This window comes from Myxococcus sp. RHSTA-1-4 (assembly GCF_020037125.1).
Taxonomy (GTDB): Bacteria; Myxococcota; Myxococcia; order Myxococcales; family Myxococcaceae; genus Myxococcus.
This window is the reverse complement of record NZ_JAIQDG010000008.1, coordinates 101,627-120,218: the sequence shown is the minus strand read 5'-3', so window position 1 is coordinate 120,218 and position 18,592 is coordinate 101,627. Positions and strand designations below refer to the sequence as shown.

Genomic DNA, 18,592 nt, shown 5'->3' with positions numbered 1-18,592 from the left:
TCAGCCCTCCTCTTCGTGACGCAGGAGCGACTGGCCCTTCTCGCCCACCTCCTCGCGGAGCGCCACGCCGCCCATGTTCTGCAGCATGGGAGCGTTCTCGCAGGCGAGGTAGCGCGCGCGGGCGGTGGGGTGCGTGTTGACGTGGTTGTGCCACGCCCACACGGGGATGTAGACGGCGTCGCCCTGCTTCCAGGGGATGCGCCGGCCCTGGATGTCCGAGTACCCCTCACCCTCCAGCACGTAGAGGATGGTCTCGTAGGTGTGGCGGTGCCTGTTGGAGGACTGGCCTGGCTCCAGCCAGCCAATCGTCATGCTGATGGCGTGCGAGGGCAGGTCCACGAAGAAGACGGGGTGCTTCCGCTCCTGGGAGTAGCCCTCGTTGCGGCCCGCGTCCTCCACGTGGGGGTGGGCGAGCCGGTCCGGCATGACGACGCGCGGGCGGGGCGGCGTCTTGTCGAAGTCGGCGGACTCGTACTTCTTCTTCACTTCAGCGGTCTGGCTCATGGTGTCGCGTCTCCTCGCCCGCCGGTCGCCGGAAGGACGTCTCTCCGGAGCGGCGGACGCGGGCGAATAAGTAGAGACAGGCCGGCACCTCGAAAAGTGCCGGTTCTTCGAAGTACGCTAGGCCGGTGCTCCGCTCCTGGAAGCTGAACCTGGAAGTCACCCCGGACTCCGACGCGCCGCTCTTCGTGCGCCTGTCGCGCGCCATCGTCCGCGACATCGAGCGCGGCAGGCTGTCTCCCGGGGATGCCCTGCCCGGAACGCGCGCGCTCGCGCGGCAACTGGGCATTCACCGCAACACGGTGGACGCGGCGTATCGCGAGCTCATCCAGCAGGGGTGGGCGTCCGCGGAGCCGTCACGCGGCACCTTCGTGTCCGGCACCCTGCCCGTGAAGACGCCCAGGGGCTTCGGCAGCGCGCCCCGCCAGCGAATGCCCGCCCGGCCCGCCTTCCGGCTCGACGGCTGGGAGGAGTCACCGCGGGAAGCCACCGCGCCGCCGCCGAGAGGAACGCTGCTCTTCAATGACGGCGCACCGGACGTGCGGCTGGCCCCCGCCGTGGAGCTGTCGCGCGCCTTCCGGCGGGTCCTCACCGGCAGGTCCCGGACGACGCTCGCCGTGGGCGACCCACGAGGAGAACCCCTGCTGCGGCGGACGCTGGCCCGGATGCTGAGCGAGACGCGGGGGCTCGCCGCCGGGGAGGACGACGTGCTCGTCACCCGGGGCAGCCAGATGGGGCTCTTCCTGGTGGCACGCGCCCTGGTGCGTCCGGGTGACGTCGTCGCGGTGGAGTCACTCGGCTACCGCCCCGCCTGGGACGCCCTGCGGCTGGCGGGCGCGGAGCTCGTGGGACTGCCGGTGGACGCGCATGGCATGAAGGTGGAGGCGCTCCAGGCGCTGCTCGCTCGCAAGCCCGTGCGCGCCGTCTTCGTCACGCCGCACCATCAGTACCCCACCACCGTCACCCTCACCGCGGCCCGCAGGCTGGAGCTGCTGCGTCTCGCGGAGGAGGCCGGGGTCGCCATCGTCGAGGACGACTACGACCACGAGTTCCACTACGAGGGCCGTCCCGTGCTGCCGCTGGCGAGCGCGGACCGGGCGGGGAGCGTCATCTACGTGGGCTCGCTCTCCAAGCTGGTGGCTCCCGGATTGCGCCTGGGCTACGTCGCCGCCCCCGCGCCGGTGGTCCGGCGGTTGGCCTCCCTGCGCGCCGTGGTGGACCGGCAGGGAGACGCGCCGCTGGAGCGAGCCGTCGCGGAACTCCTCGAAGAGGGCGAGCTGCAGCGCCATGCCCGCCGTGCGCGCCGCGAGTACCTGGTGAGGCGCGATGTGCTCGCCGAGGCCCTGCGCGCGGAGCTGGAGGGGCGCGTGGACTTCGACGTGCCCGCGGGCGGGCTCGCGCTGTGGACCCGCGTCCGCGAGGAGCTCGACGTGGAGCTGTGGGCCGAGCAGGCCGGGCGGGAAGGGGTTCTGCTGACGACCGGCCGGGCCTTCGCGCTGGAGGGGGCGGGGCCGAGGGCCTTCCGGCTGGGCTATGCCTCGCTCAATCCCGCGGAGCTGCGGGAAGCGGTGCGGCGGCTGGCACGAGCGTGCCCCCGTGGGCGCAGGGCTTCCCGGGCGTAGCGGCAGCCCCCGCGCTCAGCGCGGCTGCAGCTCCTCGGGGTGGAACACGCGCGAGGCCACGCGGTCCAGCACCTCGTCCGCCCACTTCTGGCTGGCCTTCATCAGCCGGCGCATGTCCTTGGCGAAGGCGCGCTCCGTGGGCATCCGCGTGTACGTGCGGCTGAGGAACAGGCCCCGGTTCTCCGGCTCGTAGTCCACGGTGCCGCCACCCGCGTCGGTGCCCTCGCGCTCCTCCGCCTGGAAGCCCTCGATGACGCCCGGCTTCGGTGGCTCGCGGAACCGGTACACCAGCGCGCTGCACTCCAGCGCCTGGGTGTCCTCGTGCCACTCGAAGTAGAGGCTCATCCCTCCGGCGGAGATTCCGCCGAAGCCCTGCTCGTTGATGCCACCGCTCGGCGGGGTGCCCTCTTCCCCCAGGAAGCCCTGCACCAGCCGCCGCGCGGACTCACGCGTCAGCGGGGTGTCGGCGGGCGCGGCCGGGCCCAGGAAGGAGACCCAGGACCGCAGCATGCCGACGAGTCCACTGCGCGGAGCGGTTGCCATGGCCTAGCGCTCGAAGTTCCCCGCGCGGGCCTGGTCGAACGGCACGCGGTGGTTCAGGTAGACGGACTCGAAGCCGTGCGCCGCGATGGGGTTGAGGTGGAACTCGTTGAAGTGGTGCACGCGCGAGCCATTGCCGCCGTCCGCGATGGGGTTCCAGCGGTCCGGAATCGGGCCCAGGCCGAAGAGACCCGGCACCGGGTCGCCGCGGTTGACGTAGTGCACGTAGTTCGGGCCGTCCGGGTAGCGCGTGGCCGCCGCGCCGAACGTCTCCACGTTGATGCGGCTCATCATCTGCTGGGCCTGCTGCTGGCTCATCCCGTCTTCGATGCGCAGCCTGCGGTACACGTCACCGAGCGCGCGGCTGGAGATGAGGCCTCCCTGGCTGTGCGCCATCAGGTGCACGCTCCGGCCCGCCTTGATTTCGCTGTAGAGCGTGTCCGCCAGCGTATCCACGGCGGGGTTGCGGCCCTTGTCCAGCTTGTCCTTCACGCACTGGGTCAGGTCCGCGGCGATGCCCTCGGTGGCGTTGTGGATGCCGATGACGCGCGAGCCCGTGGTGTCCGCGATGGCCTGCAGGCTGTTGAACTGCGCGTCCTTCGTCGTCTGGATGCCGTTGACGTAGAGGATGGTCTGCGTCGCGTTCGGGTTGTTGCGCGGCGTGACGGCGGGGATGTCGCTCAGCGGGGTGGTGGGGGAGAAGGTCTGCCCGCCCGCGCCCACGAACTTCCCGTCGTGCACGCGGTCCGGCTGGTTGCCGAAGCCGAACGCCCCGACCACCGCCTGGGCGCCACGCGCCGCACCGCGCTCGAAGCCGTCCACCGCCTGGCCCACGCGGCGGCCGCCCGCGGCGGCCGCGTCCCGCACCTGGCCGGCGGCGGTTCCCACCGCGTCCCGCACCTGACCGGCGGCATTGCCCACCGCGTCCTGGGCCTGGTTCACGGCCCGGCCGGCACCGGTGGCGACGTTGGTTGCAATCTGGCGAGCACGCTGGAGGGGATTCATGGGGGCTCCGGGGGATTTGTGGAGGAATTCTACCTGTCGATCATTGTCGGGGGAGCCCACGGAGAGTTGCTTCTCCCTGTGCGCTTCCCCCCGACACTCACCGTCACATTCGTGAAATCGGGGACTTACGCGCTCAGGCGCCGCACTTCCCCGCCTCGCCGCGCGGCATCAGCCGCCCGCCGAGCATGGTGATCCGCTTCGCCGCCAGCCGCTCGCGGGCATCGGGGTGGATGTCCTGGGGCGTCCACTGGAGGTCCTGGTCGAACTCCACGTGCACCGACGCGACGCCCTCCTGGCCGGTGAGGCGCTGCTCGATTTCACGCATGAAGTACGCGGCCATGATGCACATGGGCGAGGTGATGTGCATGCGCACCGTCACCTTCCCCTCCACGCACTCCAGCGACTGAATCAGGCCCATCTCGCCGATGCCCAGCGGCACGCCGGTGGCGAGGCTGCACGGGTCCGGGATGTCCTGGATGCGCGCCCGCAGCTCCTGCTCAGTCATGGAGGCCTTCCTTGTAGCTGTAGGGCGTGGCGTCTCCCTTCGCGCGAGCCTTGGCGAAGCTGTCGTTGGAGATGCGCGCCTTGACGGCCTCGACGTCCACCCCCGCGTAGCGGGCGTAGTTCTCGCCGAGAATCATCCGCTTCACCTCGGGCGTCACCTGCATGCCCGCGACGTGCACCAGGTCGTCCGGCAGTTGGAAGTCGTTCCAGAACTTGTGGAGGGCCGGCTGCGGGTGGCTGAAGACGGTGCCCGAGCCCCACATGATTTTCGCCGGGCCCGCCCACTTCAGCAGCGCGGCCAGGGACTCGGCGAACCAGCGCTCGCGCTTCACGATGAGCGCGCCCGTCACCTCCAGGTTGACGTACACGTTGGGGAACAGCGACAGCTGCATGCCCGTCTCGTCCAGGAACGCCATGCCGCCGTGGACGATTTCGAAGTTCAGGTCCGGGAAGGCATCCGCCGCGCCGCCGATGTCATCCACCTTGTAGGGCTCGAGCGGCACCGCGCCCATGGGCAGCCCCTTGTGGACGGCGATGTTCTTGATGCCCAGCTTGCGCGCGCGCTCGAAGAGCGGGAAGGCGATGCTCGGGTCATCCATGCGCCAGCCGGTGTGGCGGAACGAGTCCCCCAGCCAGGCCGCGGGGTAGAGCTTCAGGCCGGCGGGCTTCAGCTCCTCGGCCTGCTTCTCCAAATCGTCCAGCGCCGCGGTGCCGCGCAGCGGGTCCACGCCGGCATAAACGAGGAAGCGGTCCGGGTAGCGCTTCTTGATTTCGAGCGTCTTCTCGTACGAGCACAGCCCGTCCGTGTAGAGCGTCTGGAGCGGCAGCACGTGGTGCACGGCCAGGTCGATGCAGCTCTCCACGAAGAGGATGTGGGCCAGCTCCTGGACGGACCAGTTCTTGAGGAAGCCCTCCGCCTTGTTGACGCGGTGGCTCTCTCCGGAGAGGCCGCTGTGGAGGCCCCAGATGAGCTGCGCGAGCGACTCGGCATACCGGCCGGCGCGGTAGTTGGAGGGGTGGAGGTTGTACGCGTGCGTTACCGCATCGATGACGAAGGTGCCGCCAATCACAGGCATTCCTTTCAAGGCCGCGCCGGGACATCCGGCGCCGGTGCACTTCACTGCGAGGCGTCACGGGCGCCGGACGGCGTGCCCAGGACCTCTCCCAGAAACCGGTGAATCAACTCCACGTCGAAGGGCTTCTCGATTTGCCGGTTGGGCACCCGCTCCAGGAACTGGCGGGCGCGGGCGGTGTACGAGCCGCCGGTGATGAAGATGAAGCGCTTCGAGAGGTCGGGCGCGGACTCGCGCACCCGCTCGTAGACGTCCATGCCGGTGATGCCGGGCATCATCAGGTCGCAGAAGACGGCGTCCCAGGCCGTCCCGGAGGTGAGCGCCGCGAGCGCCTCCTCTCCGCTGGTCACCACCTTCACCTGGTGCTGGGGGCCGATGATGCGCGCCAGGGAGCGCCCGACGGGGGGCTCATCGTCAATCACCAGCACCTGTCCCCGCTGCCCGGTGCGCGGTGCGGGAGCCGCGGGGGCCGAGGGGGTGGCGCGGGCGCTCTCGGGCATGCCGGGCAGGGTGACGGTGAACGTCGTCCCCCGGCCGGGCTGGCTGCGCACGGTGATGTCGCCGCCGAGGTTGCGCACGAGGCTGTGGCAGATGGACAGCCCCAGCCCCGTGCCGGTGCCCACCGGCTTGGTGGTGAAGAACGGGTCGAAGATGCGCGCCAGCACCGCCGGCGTCATGCCGGCGCCGGAGTCGCTCACGTCCACGGCCACGCCGCCGGAGGGCGCGGGACGGAGCCAGACGGTGATGTGGTGGTCCTCGGCGTTGCCCTCGGGAATGGCCTGCGCCGCGTTCACCAGCAGGTTGAGGAAGACCTGCCCCAGGCGGGACGCGTCGGCGTGGATGTGCGGGACGGGCTCGTACTTCTTGATGAGCCGGGCGCGGGCGCGCAGCGCGCTGGAGGCCATGTTGATGGAGAAGTCGAGCGGCTCGCGCACGTCCACCGGCTCGCGGCGCTCCTCGTCCTGGCGGGAGATGAACTTGAGGTCGCGCACGATGTTGCGCACGCGCGTGGCGCCCTCCTGGGCCTCCTTGAGCAGCCCCTCCGTCTCGCGCAGGACGGTGCTCCACGCCACGGTGCCGGGGCCGTCCGGCACGCAGCGCGACAGCTCGTCGCCGAGCCGGGACATGGCCTCCATGGCCGAGTCGAGGTTGGCCATGACGTAGGTGAGCGGGTTGTTGATTTCGTGGCCCACGCCGGCGGCGAGCGTGCCCGCCAGCACCATGCGGTCGTTCTGCAGGAGCTGGGACTGGACGCGCTTGCGCTCGGTGACGTCGCGCGACATCACCACCACGGCCTGCTCGCCGTCGAACTCGACGGGAATGCCCACGCTCTCCGCGTCGTACCAGGTGCCGTCGCGCCGCAGGTAGCGAATCTCCCGCAGCGGGGCCAGCTCACCGCCGACGGCGGTGTGCACGCGCTGCCGGACGAGCTCCAGGTCATCCGGGTGGACGATGCTCCAGATGGGCTGGCCGAGCAGCTCGCTCGCGTGCTCATAGCCCAGCGCCTTGAGCACGGTGGGGTTGACGTAGATGAAGCGCTGATGGCGGTGGACGAAGATGCCCTCGGGCGCGGTGTCGATGAGCCGGCGGAAGTTCTGCTCCGAGCGCAGCAGGGCCTGCTCGACGGAGGGTGGCGGCTCATGCGGGCGCACCGTGCAGTAGAGCGGGTCCTCCACCCCCGAGGCCACGCTCCAGGACAGCGCGCGCCAGGTGCCATCCTGACCCCGCCACCGGCAGGAGAAGTCCGCGCGTCCGTTCTTCCCCACGAGCCCTCGCAGGTGGGCTTCCATGGTGCCGACGTCTTCCGGATGGACGAAGCCGCGGTAGTTCTGGTGCCGCAGCGAGTCGAGGGGCCAGTCCACCAGACTGCTCCAGGCGGCGTTGGCCTGGAGAATCCGTCCGTCGGAGTCCATCACGACGAAGGGTTCCGTGGAGAGCTCGAAGAAGCGGTGAGCCCACTGCTCTATCAACATGCATCCCTACGAGGCAGGGCGCCGCCAGCGCCGGCCTCGGGGAGGCCGGTTCAGGACATGCGGGGGGGCTTGGATGGCAACAACGTCAACCCCGACATAGACACCATTTACGGAAAAATTGCATGTCCAGAATTCGACGTTCGATGCCGTGGCGGCTGCTGTGCGTGGTGGACCGCCCACGCACCACATGCCGCGGGGGCGCAGCGGTGCAAAGAATTGAGACTCTGAGAGTCATTGCACGCGCAGCAGGTAGAACACGTAGCCGTAGCTGTGGCCGTGGTCCCGGTAGAGGGCAATCTCCCGCTCGGTCTCCTGGATGACCTCGCGCAGGCTGGCATCGGCCGTGGGGCGCATGCGCTCGATGCGCTGGAGCAGCGGCGTGTAGTAGTCCCACCAGGCGGAGGCGGGGAGGGTGAAGGTGTCGAGCACCTCGTAGCCCTCGCGCTCGGCGGTGGCGCGGTTCTCCGGCACGGTGCCCATGCTGGGATAGGCCTCGCTCCAGAAGCGGACGGCCTCGGCGGGACGGCCGTCGGTGAGCCAGGAGCATTCGGTGACGGCGGCGAGCCCCGAGGGTGCGAGCATCGGCCGCCAGCGGTGCAGGCCCGGGCCGAAGCCCAGGTGGTAGATGGCGCCCTCGGACCAGAGCAGGTCCACCGAGCCGGCGGGGAGGTCCAGCGCACCCATGTCCGCGCGCCGGGGCTCGATGAAGGCTGACAGGTTGCGGGCTCGCGCCTCGCGCTCGAGCTGGTCGAGATAGAGGGGGTGCAAATCGACCGCGAGCACGCGCGTGCGCAGCGTCTCGGCGAGCACCAACGTCTGTCTGCCGACGCCGCAGCCCATGTCCACCACGCGCGGTGACGGCGGAAGCGGAGGCAACCGCTTCAGGGCCTCGCGCGTACAGACATCACTGCCAGGGCCGAGCTGGGGCAGGTCGCGGTAGAGGGCGAAGAAGGCGTCGGGGTTCATCCGGGTTCCTTGAGTCTGAAGGGGGATGGAGTCGACGCAGACTCCTCGTTGACTCTGATTTTGAGTTGCAATGAACACTCCCAGTGAAAAGTTCCCGTCGCTTGGAACCGAAAGTGTTCGTTTGTATGCCCGTGGAGGGACCGCGCTTGACGCGGGCGTCAAGGACCTTCAGAGTGCCTCCCACGTTTCCTCTTCGGAGTGAGACGTGGCGGCGGTGATTGCCTCCCCCAAAAGCAGCACCGCCGTGGAAGTCCCAGTTGAGCCCCGCGCGCCGCGTTCCCCCTCTCGGCGCGCGGTGGCCCCTGGGATTTCTCTCCGGCTCCTCGCTCCCAGGGCTCACGAGCACCCGCACACGGCTTCACCGTGCGTGCCGAGCATCGTGCTTGCGAGCCCCCGGTGAACTGCGGAGAGTGGGCGCCCTCCCCGGAGGTCTCCTTGCCCGCAGCCACCTTCGTCCTGCCCGCCTCGCTCGCGCTCCAGCTTCTCTCGGGCGCCGCGCCCGCGGCGAAGCCCGCCACTGCTCCCGCAGCCACGGTGAAGGCGGTGTCCCCCGCGTACTCGCAGGCCGTCGCGGAGAAGCTCATCGGCCCCGCGCTCACCGAGGGCCACGCCTATGCGCGCCTCGCCGAGCTGACCGACGGCATCGGCCCGCGCCTGTCCGGCTCCGCGGGCGCCGAGGCCGCCGTGCAGTGGGCGCTGCGCGGCTTCAAGGCAGACGGCGTCAAGGGATGGACCGAGCCCGTCAAGGTGCCGCGCTGGGTGCGCGGAGAGGAGCGCGGCGAGGTGCTCGCCTCCGAGCGCACGCGCGGGCACCCGCTCTCGCTCATCGCGCTGGGGGGGAGCGCTCCCACCGCCCCGGACGGCCTCACCGCCGAGGTGGTGGAGGTGGATTCGCTCGAGGCGCTGGCGGCGCTCGGCGACTCGGTGAAGGGGAAGATTGTCTTCTTCAACCACACCATGTCCGTGCCGGCGGACTACGGCCGCTTCGCCGGGCTGCGCGGGCGCGGGCCCGCCGCCGCCGCGAAGGCCGGGGCCGCGGGCGCGCTGGTGCGCTCGCTGGCGACCGCGTCCCTTCGCACGCCGCACACGGGCTCCACGCGCTTCGAGGCCGGCGGCCCGAGGATTCCCGCCGCCGCGGTGTCCACCGAGGACGCGGACCTGCTCCACCGGATGCTCGCCCGTGGCCCCGTGCGCGTGAAGGTGGTGCTCGGCTGCTCCGAGCTGCCCGAGGTCGAGTCCCACAACGTCGTCGCCGAGGTGCGCGGCCGGGAGAAGCCCCAGGAAATCGTGCTCATCAGCGCGCACCTGGACTCGTGGGACGTGGGCACCGGCGCGCATGACGACGGCGCGGGCGTGGCCATGGTGATGGAGGCGGCGCGCCTCATCGCGAAGCTGCCCCAGGCGCCGCGCCGCACCGTGCGCGTGGTGCTCTTCATGAACGAGGAGCACGGCCTGCACGGCGCGCGCGCCTACGCGGAGGCCCACGCCGCCGAGTTGTCCCGGCACGTGGCCGCGATGGAGATGGACTCGGGCGGCTTCCGTCCCATTGGCATCAACCTGCGCGCGGGCGCGGGCGGCCAGGAGCTGGTGCGCCCGTGGCTTCCCCCGCTGGTGGCGCTGGGCGCGGGGACCTTCCACGAGCGCGAGGCGGGCGGCGCGGACCTGACCCCCATGATTCCCGCGCGCGTGCCCTTCTTCGGCGTGCAGGTGGATGTCACCCGTTACTTCGACTACCACCACACCATGGCGGACACGCTGGACAAGGTGGACCCGCAAGATTTGGCGCGCAGCACCGCCGCCGTGGCGTGGATGACGTACGCGATGGCGGAGATGCCGGGCACGCTCGCGCGTCCGGAAGCACCGGCGACGCCGCCCGGTCCGCCCGCGCTCGTTCCGCAGTCCAAGGCCTCCGGGCAGTGACGTCCGGGTGGGCAGGCTTCTCGCTGACAAGGAGGGTGTCCCATGAAGCGCGGAACGCGGTTTCCGGTCCTGCTGGTGGTCCTGTCCGTCCTCGCCGGCTGTGCGTCGGCGCCGGAGCCGAATGGCGCCACCGATGACGGCAAGCTGACCCTGAGGGACGGCTCGGTGCTCGACGGGCAGGAGTGTGGCGTGGAGGCGCCCGCCTGCCCCGAGGGCCTGACGTGCGCGAGCCTGGACCTGGACACGGGCCGCAAGGCGCTGTGCGTGGACACCCGGGCCGTCTGCGAGCGCCTCCAGTGCGCCCGGGGCGAGTGCGTGGTGCTGGAGAGCTACCCCGTGCAGATCCGCTGCGCGCCGTGAGCCCTGGGACCAGGCGGGCGCGGGAGTCCCCCGCCTGCCTGGCTGCCCTCGCGAGTGGACCTTCCCCTCGCCCGGGGGCGGGTTCGGTGAAACAATGAGACACCCCTGGCGGCGGCCTTCCGCCAGGAATGAGCGCCAGTGAGTGTGAATGCCGGAGACTCGCGGATGAGCCGCGGACAGCAGCCGCCCGGGACGGGTCCGGACGTCGCGGGATGGCTCGTGTCCGAGGCGAGGAGCGTGGAAAGCCCGGCCCCGCTGCTGGAGGCGCTCTGCCAGCGCCTGCAAGCGCAGGGGGTCCCGCTGGCCCGCGCGTCCATCTCCCTCTTCACCCTGCACCCGCTGCTGCACGGCCGCAGCTTCCGCTGGCGTCCCGGGCAGGGCGTCTCCACGGAGGTCCACCCGCACGGCCTCCAGCACCTGCCCGGCTTCGCGCTCAGCCCCTTCAAGGCGCTGCTCGACGGCTCGCCCGGAATCCACCGCCGCCTGGAGGCGCCGTCCGCTCCAGGCGACTTCCCCATGTTCGACGAGCTGCGCGCGGACGGGCTCACCGACTATCTCGCGCTGCCCGTGTGCTTCAGCGACGGCGCGCGCCATGCCGTGTCCTGGGCCACCGACGCACCCGGGGGCTTCTCGGACGCGCAGCTCGCGCTGCTCCACGGCCTGCACCCGCTGCTCCAGCTCGTGCTGGAGGTCCTCGCGCGCAAGGACATGACGGGCGTGCTGCTGGACACGTACCTGGGGCGCGACACCGGCCGGCGCATCCTCCAGGGACAGATTCGCCGGGGCGACGGTGAGACGACGTCCGCCGTCATCTGCCTGAGTGACTTGCGCAGCTTCACCGCGCTGTCGGACGCGCTCCCGCGCGACGCGCTGCTGGAGCTGCTCAACGCGTACTTCGAGACCATGGTGGGCGCCTTCCACGCGCACGGCGCGGAGGTGCTCAAGTTCATGGGCGACGCGGTGCTCGCCATCTTCCGCATCGACGCGGGCTCGCCGGTGGAGGAGCGCTGCGAGGCCGCGGCGCGCACCGTCCGCGAGGCGGTGGCCGCCGCCACCCGCGACAACGTGGAGCGCCGCCGCCAGGGCTTGCCCACGTACGAGTTCGGTGCCGCGCTCCACGTGGGCGACGTCATGTACGGCAACATCGGCGCCACGGACCGGCTGGACTTCACCGTCATCGGCCCGGCCGTCAACCTGGCGAGCCGCATCGGCGGCCTGTGCGCCGCGCTCAACGAGCCCGTGCTCCTGTCCGAGGCCTTCGTCTCCCACTACCAGGGCGACACGAAGGACCTGGGCGAGCATGTGCTCAAGGGCGTGGGCATGCCCGTGCGCATCTATACGCTGGCATCCCAGGCCGGAACCCGTCCCCAGGCGCTCACCGCCGCCTGAGGCGTGGTGCTCACTTCGCCGGCGCGGGGCCCTGTTTCCGCCGCATCGGCTGCTCCGGCAGGAAGAAGGTCACCAGCAGCGCCGCCAGCGCGATGAGGAGGGCGACGCGGTACACCGCCGCCACGCCGCGCGTGAAGGACTCCTTGATGACCAGGTCCACCCGGTCCACGGACTCCAGCGCGCGCCGCTCCTCCGCCTCCAGCCTCGCGAGAGCCCCGGCGGCATCGCGCCCCGCCGCCACCCTTCGCCGTTCCGCCTCGAACTCCGCGCGCAGGCGCTCCTTCACCTCCCGGGCCCGGAACGTCTCACCCGCGGGGGGTCCCTCCGCGCTCGTGTCCGGCGATGCCACCCGCACCCGGGCCCGCGCCGATTCGGGCAGCCCCTCGGTGGCCTGGGGCAGCCGGGCCTCCATCGTCCCGGACAGCGCCGCCGCGAACACCGTGCCCAGCAGCGCCACGCCCACGGTCATCCCGAGCTGCCGGAAGAAGGTGGCCGCCGACGTGGCCACGCCGATGCGCTGGGGCGGCACCGCGTTCTGGATGGCCAGTGTGTAGAGCGGAATCGTCGGCCCCAGCCCGAGCCCCACCAGCACCATCTTCGCCGTGACTTCCGCCTGCGTGGACTGCGGCGTGAGCGTGAAGCCCATCACCGCGAAGCCCACCATCAGCAGCACCAGCGAGCCCAGCATCAGCTCCTTGAACCGCCCCAGCTTCGACACGAGCTGCCCGCTCAGCACGTTGCCCGCCACCACGCCCAGCGTCAGCGGCATGATGGTCAACCCCGAGCGCGTCGCCGACAGCCCCACCACGTTCACCATGAAGAGGGGCAGGAAGACGACACCCGACAGGAACACCGCGCCAATGATGAACACCGCCGCGTTGCCCGCGCTGAAGGCGCGCAGGCGGAACATCTTCAAGTCCAGCAGCGGCTCCCGGGCGTGGGTCTCCACGAAGAGGAAGAGCGCCGTGCCCACCGCGGCCAGCGCGAACAGGCCGAGAATCCGCCACGAGCTCCACGCCCACGCGCCACCGTCAGCGCGTCCCTGGCTGAGCGCGAGCAGCAGCGGCACCACCGCCACCGCCAGCGCCGCCGCGCCCGGAAGGTCCAGCCCTCCGCGTCCCACCCCGTGGGGCCGCAGCTTCGGCATGCGCAGGAAGACGAGCGCCAGCGCCACCACCCCTACCGGCAGGTTGATGAAGAACACCCAGTGCCAGCCCAGGTTGTCGGTGAGGAAGCCTCCGGCCAGCGGGCCCACCACGCTGGACAGGCCGAACACCGCGCCGAACAGCCCCTGGTATTTGCCTCGCTCGCGAGGCTCGAAGAGGTCCGCCACCACCGCCAGCGCCGCGGTGAACAGCGCCGCGCTGCCCAGCCCCTGCACCGCGCGGAAGACGATGAGCGCCAGCGTGGAGCGGGACACGCCGCACAGGAAGCTGCCCGTGAGGAAGACGAGGATGCCCGACGCCAGCACCGCCCGCCGGCCCACCAGGTCCGACAGCTTCCCCCAGATGGGCACCATCATCGCGGACGCCATCGAGTACGACGTGGTGAGCCACGGGTAGAGCGACGCGGGAATGCGCAGGTCCGCCTGGATGGCCGGCCCCGCCGTCGCGACAATCGTCTGGTCCAGCGCCGCCAGCAGGACGCCCAGCAGCGCCCCCAGCATCGTGAAGACCTTCTGTGGGCGGGTGAACGCGGGGAAGGCGGCGGTCAGGACGTCGGCGGTGGCTGGGGCGGCGGACGGGGCCATGGCTCACGGTGGTCGCGCCGGTGACGCAGGCGCCGCCGGCCAGGGTGGGGATGCTCCCTTCCCATGGCCAGTCACCCGTGCCTCCGGTCCGCCCGTCCGGCGTCGCCCTCTGGACCGTTCACACCGGCACGGAGGTGCACACGTGTCGGGAGTTGAATCCTTTCATCCGGCAAGCAGCTGGCAAGGGTTGTCGGTCCCGCGTGTAACCTTGACGTCCACCGTGCCTCCAGAAGGCCGCGAGGCCTGGACGCGGTCCCCCCACACGCGCGCTGTTCGAGGAGCCTCCGAATGCGATTGTTTCGAGCGCTGTCCCTTTCCGCCCTCATGGCCGTGACGTTCTGCGCCTGTGACGACCCCGACCCCACCCCCGACGCCGGGACGGATGCCGGCGAGCCAGACGCCGGTGCCCCGGACGCGGGGCCCGGTGACGCGGGCACGGTGCTGTCCGAGACGCCGGTGTGGGAGGTGGAGTACGACCCGGCCTACACCGTGGGCTGCTTCGGCCGCTCCCTCGCCATGGGGGACCTGAACGGCGATGGCCGCAAGGACCTGGCCGTCGTGGCGTCGCCGTGCCTGCCCACCACGCAGGACCCGGGCCGGGTGTCCTTCTTCGCCGGCGAGGGCACGTACTTCTCGAAGCAGGCCGTCACCCAGGTGATGGACTGGCGCAACACCTCCACGCGCACCCGCGGCAGCAACATGGTGGTGTCCATTGGCAACGTGGATGGGGACTCGTACGCGGACCTGCTCGTCTCCGGCGCCTATGGCGCGCTCGTCTTCAAGGGGCGGCCTGCCCTGGGAGAGGTGCTCTCGGAGGTGCTGTTCCGGGCGCCGGGAAGCGGCATCTACAACAACGCCGTGCTCGCGGACGTCACCGGGGACGGGCTGGATGACCTCGTCAGCGTGAGGCTGGCCTCGGTGTCCGTGTTCCGGGCTCAGGCGGGCGTCGTGGGGGAGCCCTTCGCCCTGGTGGCTCGCACGGAGACCCTGTCCGGCACCTCCGCGAGGCGCGCGGGCGACGTCAACGGCGACGGCGCGCAGGACCTCCTCGTGAGCAGCAGTACCGAGAATAATAGCGAGCACCGCCTCTACCTCGGGTGCAAGGCGGGCACCGAGCTGGTGTGTGACGGCGCGCTGACGGCGCAGCCCGTGTGGACGGTGAGCTCGCAGACGCTGCATCTCCTTCCCGACCTCAACGGGGACGGCCGGCCGGAGCGCTTCCAGGGCCCCGGCGGCGGCTCGCTGCGTCTGCACCTGTCCGATGCCCAGGCGGAGGGTGGCTACTCCGCCACGCCGGTCTGGTCGTTGATGGAGGACCCGGTGTTCGCGCTGCTCGGCGGGCCCCTGCCGGTGGGAGACGTGGACGGAGACGGCCACCGCCTGGACTTCGTGATGAGCTCGTTGGGCCGCCTCTACTACTACTCCCCCGGTCAGGCGGTCTCCTCGGAGCTGAAGCCCTCGTGGGCCTGGCCCAGGGCCGACTCGCTGCCCCCGCAGTACGAGGGCTTCCATCGCTTCGCCGTGCTGGCGCCCGGGGACCTGGACGGCAACGGCTTCGACGACCTGGTGGTGGGCATGTCGCCTCCGAACGGCCTCATCTCCGGGCCCGGGGGACGCGTCGCCATCTTCGCCGGTGGCGCGGTGCCCGCGACGCCCACGGCCCCGCCGTACCTGCCCGAGGAGGCCTCGTGCAACCTGGGGCTGGACCCCGTGAATGGCAAGCCGGACCTCACCGTGGACGCGGACGTGCTGGCGCGCTCGCTGTACGTGGAGCGCCGCACCTTCGCCGCCGGCGCGTGCGAGGTGCTCGAGGGCTGCGTGCCGGCCGCGGGCGAGCGGCGCCTGCTGCGCTTCAGCACCTCCATCGTCAACCTGGGCGCCGCGGCGGCCTCCGTTCCCAATGCCCAGGAGCGGCCGGACCTCTACGTCTACGACGCGTGCCACAGGCACGACCACCTCACCCACTTCGCCGGGTACGCGCTGCGCGACGCGCAGGGCAACGACGTGGTCCAGGGCCGCAAGCAGGGCTTCTACCTGGTGGACTACCACCGCCAGTGCTCGGACGCCGCGCCCTACTTCGCCTACTCCGAGCGCATGGGCATCTCCGCCGGCTGGTCGGACATCTACGTCGCCGACATCCCCTGCCAGTGGATTGACATCACCGACCTCTCGGACGGCACGTACACGCTCCGCGTCGGCGTGGACGAGCAGGACATCATCGAGGAGGCCTCCACGCATCCCAACGAGGCGAAGCTGAACGTGCGCATCGACGGCAACACCGTCACCGTGCTGCCGTGAGGCACGGCGGCTGAGCCGCTTCCCGGGCGCCGCGGAAGCCGTCCGCGCGTGCCCGGGTCCGGACAGTGGATGACGCGGGAGGGCGACACGGCCCCGTCCTTCCGCCATCCTGCGGCGCGTATGAGCCACCCCGAGCGTCCCCTGTACCTGGACCATAACGCCACCACCCCCATCGACCCCGAGGTGGTGGACGCGATGCTGCCGTACCTCCGCGAGGAGTTCGGCAACCCCTCCAGCGGACACCCCTATGGGCGGCGGGCCCGCGCCGCGCTGGAGGAGGCGCGCGCGAAGGTGGCGGCCCTCATCGGCGCGAAGCCCGGCGACATCCTCTTCACCTCCGGCGGCACGGAGGCCAACAACCTGGCCATCCGCGGCACCACCGAGGCCCGCGCCGAGCGGCGCCATGTCGTCACCTCCGTCATCGAGCACCCGGCCACGAAGCTGCCGTGCGACACGCTGGAGTGGCGGGGTTGGGAGGTGACGTGGCTGCCCGTGGACCCGGACGGCCGGGTGCGCGTGGAGGACGCCGCGCGGGCGCTGGACGCGGCGGGCGAGGACACCGCGCTGGTGACGCTGATGCACGCCAACAACGAGACGGGCGTCCTGCAGCCGGTGGCCGAGGTGGCGGCGCTCGCCCACCGTCACGGCGCCACCGTGCACACGGACGCGGCGCAGTCGGTGGGCAAGGTGCCGGTGGACGTGGAGGCGCTCGGCGTGGACCTGCTGACGCTGGTGGGCCACAAGCTGCGCGCGCCCAAGGGCGTGGGCGCGCTGTACGTGCGCCCGGGCACGCCGCTGCGGCCCTTCGTGCTGGGCGGCGGCCAGGAGCGGGGCCTGCGGCCGGGGACGGAGAATGTTCCCTACGCGGTGGCGCTGGGCACCGCGTGCGAGCGGGCCCGCGCGCGGCTGGAGCGGGGCACCGCGTCTCTCGTCGCCCTGCGCGAGCGGCTATGGGAGCGCCTTCGCGCGGAGGTGCCCGGGCTGGCGTTGAACGGCCACCCCACGGAGCGGCTGCCCAACACCCTCAACGTGCGCTTCCCGGGTGTGCGTGGCAGCGAGGTGCTGGCGGCGGCGCCGGAGGTGGCGGCCTCCACCGGCTCGGCCTGCCACGAGGGCGGTGAGTCCGCCTCTCCGGTGCTGCGCGCCATGGGCCTCCCCGAGGCCGAGGCCCTGGGCGCGGTGCGCCTGTCGCTGGGGCCGGACACCACCGAGGCGGAGGTGGACCGGGCGGCGGAGGCGCTGGTCCGGGCGTGGCGGCGGGTGGCGGGCCGCTGAGGGGCGCGTGACGTGGGGGTGGCGCCACCTGCCGGGTGTGGGGCCTCTCGCTCCGTGAAGCGGACCCGGACGGTGGGCATTTGCCCTCGGAAATGCCTCGTGCAATCACTGGGTTCCTGGCGCGTAGCCAGGGTGCCCGCATGGGCCATGCGCCTGCCTGGCGGCGGAGAGGTCATCACGTGAGTTTTCGGGTCGACGTGTGGGAGGGCGGGCGAATCGCCCTGTTCTCACTGCACTCCAACCGCTTGAGGACGGTCCTGACGACGGTGGGCATCGGCGTGGGGGTGTGCACGCTGCTGGCCATCGTCGGCATCATCCAGGGCATCAACCAATCCTTCGCGGATCAGCTCGCGGGCATCGGTGCCAACACCCTCCAGATTTCCAAGTTCCCGTGGACGATGCAGGGGAACTGGTGGGAGTACCGCAACCGGAAGGACCTCACCCCGGCGCTGGTGGAGCCCATCCGCCAGGCCTCCGAGCACGTGATTGCCGTCGCGCCGTTCTACTTCGACCGGGGCGAGGGCCGCTGGCTGGACAGGAAGATGAACGCGGTGACGCTGGTGGGGACCACGCCCGAGTACGGCACCGTGTCGTCCTTCAACGTGGAGAGCGGCCGCTTCCTCACCGAGGCGGACGTGGAGAGCCGCACGCCGGTGGCCGTCATCGGCGCGGAGATGGTCCGCACGCTCTTCACCGGCGTCAACCCGCTGGGGCAGCGCATCTACCTGGATGACAAGCCCTTCCGCGTGGTGGGGACGCTGGAGGCCAAGGGCAGCATCCTCGGGGAGAACCAGGACATCGTGGTGCTGGTGCCGTACACCACCTTCCTCGGGTACTACGGCAAGCGGCGCTCGCCGAACATCGCGGTGGCGCTGGACTCGCCGGACAACATCCTGGACGCGCAGGACCAGCTCACCGCCGTGCTGCGCCGCGAGCGCGGCACGCCGCCCGGCATCCCGGACGACTTCGCCATCAACCGCCCCGAGCAGCTCGCCAACATCTACGCCCAGCTCACCGGCGCGCTCTACGGCGCGGCCACGGGGGTGGGCCTGATTACCCTGCTGGTGGGCGGCATCGGCATCATGAACATCATGCTGGTGTCCGTGCGGGAGCGGACGCGGGAGATTGGCGTGCGGCGGGCGCTGGGGGCGCGCAAGCGCACCATCATCCTCCAGTTCCTGATGGAGGCCTCGAGCGTGTCCGCGCTGGGCGGCACCCTGGGGACCCTGGCGGGCCTGGGGCTGGCGTACACGGTGTCGCTGATTACGCCGCTGGCGGCGTCGGTGCAGCCGTTGACGGTGGTCCTCGGCGTGGGCTTCGCGGCGATGGTGGGGCTGCTGTTCGGCATCTGGCCGGCGGCGCGGGCGGCGAACCTGGACCCGGTGGAAGCACTCCGCCACGACTGACGGGAGACGG

15 protein-coding genes are annotated in these 18,592 nt (G+C 71.3%); 7 read left to right on the top strand and 8 right to left on the bottom strand.

The features are described 5' to 3' along the window. The gene (locus K8638_RS13700) at positions 1-504 is read right to left on the bottom strand and encodes a cupin domain-containing protein (protein WP_223754950.1); all 504 of its coding nucleotides are present in this window, start codon (positions 502-504) and stop codon (positions 1-3) included. Positions 505-629: 125 nt separating this feature from the next. Between K8638_RS13700 and K8638_RS13695 the strand changes: the two genes are divergently transcribed. Further along, on the top strand, positions 630-2,123 hold the full coding sequence (locus tag K8638_RS13695) for a PLP-dependent aminotransferase family protein (protein WP_223754949.1): 1,494 nt from the start codon (positions 630-632) through the stop codon (positions 2,121-2,123). A gap of 15 nt (positions 2,124-2,138) precedes the next feature. On the opposite strand, the gene K8638_RS13690 is transcribed toward K8638_RS13695, so the two are convergent. The 6 genes from K8638_RS13690 to K8638_RS13665 all read right to left on the bottom strand — a co-directional run bounded on the left by K8638_RS13690 (position 2,139) and on the right by K8638_RS13665 (position 8,184). Continuing rightward, positions 2,139-2,633, bottom strand: a complete 495-nt coding sequence (locus K8638_RS13690) for a hypothetical protein (RefSeq protein ID WP_223754948.1) — start codon at positions 2,631-2,633, stop codon at positions 2,139-2,141. A gap of 36 nt (positions 2,634-2,669) precedes the next feature. Then, positions 2,670-3,668: a hypothetical protein gene (locus K8638_RS13685; RefSeq protein WP_223754947.1), complete on the bottom strand. Its 999-nt coding sequence runs from the start codon at positions 3,666-3,668 to the stop codon at positions 2,670-2,672. Positions 3,669-3,801: 133 nt separating this feature from the next. Beyond that, on the bottom strand, positions 3,802-4,173 hold the full coding sequence (locus tag K8638_RS13680) for a metal-sulfur cluster assembly factor (protein ID WP_223754946.1): 372 nt from the start codon (positions 4,171-4,173) through the stop codon (positions 3,802-3,804). Next, the gene (locus K8638_RS13675) at positions 4,166-5,248 is read right to left on the bottom strand and encodes an amidohydrolase family protein (RefSeq protein WP_223755084.1); all 1,083 of its coding nucleotides are present in this window, start codon (positions 5,246-5,248) and stop codon (positions 4,166-4,168) included. Before K8638_RS13675 ends, K8638_RS13680 begins: the two co-directional genes overlap by 8 nt. Before the next feature lie 41 nt (positions 5,249-5,289). Next, the gene (locus K8638_RS13670; protein WP_223754945.1) at positions 5,290-7,218 is read right to left on the bottom strand and encodes an ATP-binding protein; all 1,929 of its coding nucleotides are present in this window, start codon (positions 7,216-7,218) and stop codon (positions 5,290-5,292) included. A gap of 231 nt (positions 7,219-7,449) precedes the next feature. Beyond that, a complete protein-coding gene (locus K8638_RS13665; RefSeq protein WP_223754944.1) occupies positions 7,450-8,184 on the bottom strand; it encodes a class I SAM-dependent methyltransferase in 735 nt (244 codons plus the stop codon). Between the two features lie 435 nt (positions 8,185-8,619). On the opposite strand from K8638_RS13665, the gene K8638_RS13660 reads away from it, so the two are divergent. The 3 genes from K8638_RS13660 to K8638_RS13650 all read left to right on the top strand — a co-directional run bounded on the left by K8638_RS13660 (position 8,620) and on the right by K8638_RS13650 (position 11,853). Then, positions 8,620-10,104, top strand: a complete 1,485-nt coding sequence (locus K8638_RS13660) for a M20/M25/M40 family metallo-hydrolase (RefSeq protein WP_223754943.1) — start codon at positions 8,620-8,622, stop codon at positions 10,102-10,104. Between the two features lie 42 nt (positions 10,105-10,146). Beyond that, positions 10,147-10,464, top strand: coding sequence for a hypothetical protein (locus K8638_RS13655; protein WP_223754942.1), 318 nt, complete (start codon positions 10,147-10,149; stop codon positions 10,462-10,464). A 165-nt stretch (positions 10,465-10,629) separates the two neighbouring features. Beyond that, positions 10,630-11,853 (top strand): adenylate/guanylate cyclase domain-containing protein, encoded by a 1,224-nt coding sequence (locus K8638_RS13650; protein ID WP_223754941.1) that lies wholly within the window; start codon positions 10,630-10,632, stop codon positions 11,851-11,853. Positions 11,854-11,863: 10 nt separating this feature from the next. Here the strand turns inward: K8638_RS13650 and K8638_RS13645 are convergent, their stop codons facing one another. Further along, positions 11,864-13,603 (bottom strand): MDR family MFS transporter, encoded by a 1,740-nt coding sequence (locus K8638_RS13645; protein WP_223754940.1) that lies wholly within the window; start codon positions 13,601-13,603, stop codon positions 11,864-11,866. Between the two features lie 288 nt (positions 13,604-13,891). Here K8638_RS13645 and K8638_RS13640 point away from each other — a divergent pair, with 288 nt between their 5' ends. The 3 genes from K8638_RS13640 (at position 13,892) to K8638_RS13630 (ending at position 18,582) form a co-directional block, all read left to right on the top strand. Next, complete coding sequence (locus K8638_RS13640) at positions 13,892-15,901, top strand: lysyl oxidase family protein (protein WP_223754939.1); 2,010 nt, start codon at positions 13,892-13,894, stop codon at positions 15,899-15,901. A gap of 120 nt (positions 15,902-16,021) precedes the next feature. Next, positions 16,022-17,176 carry a cysteine desulfurase family protein gene (locus tag K8638_RS13635; protein WP_223754938.1) on the top strand — a complete coding sequence of 385 codons (1,155 nt, stop codon included), beginning with the start codon at positions 16,022-16,024 and terminating at the stop codon, positions 17,174-17,176. A 179-nt stretch (positions 17,177-17,355) separates the two neighbouring features. Next, positions 17,356-18,582 carry an ABC transporter permease gene (locus K8638_RS13630; RefSeq protein WP_223754937.1) on the top strand — a complete coding sequence of 409 codons (1,227 nt, stop codon included), beginning with the start codon at positions 17,356-17,358 and terminating at the stop codon, positions 18,580-18,582. Positions 18,583-18,592: the final 10 nt, after the last annotated feature.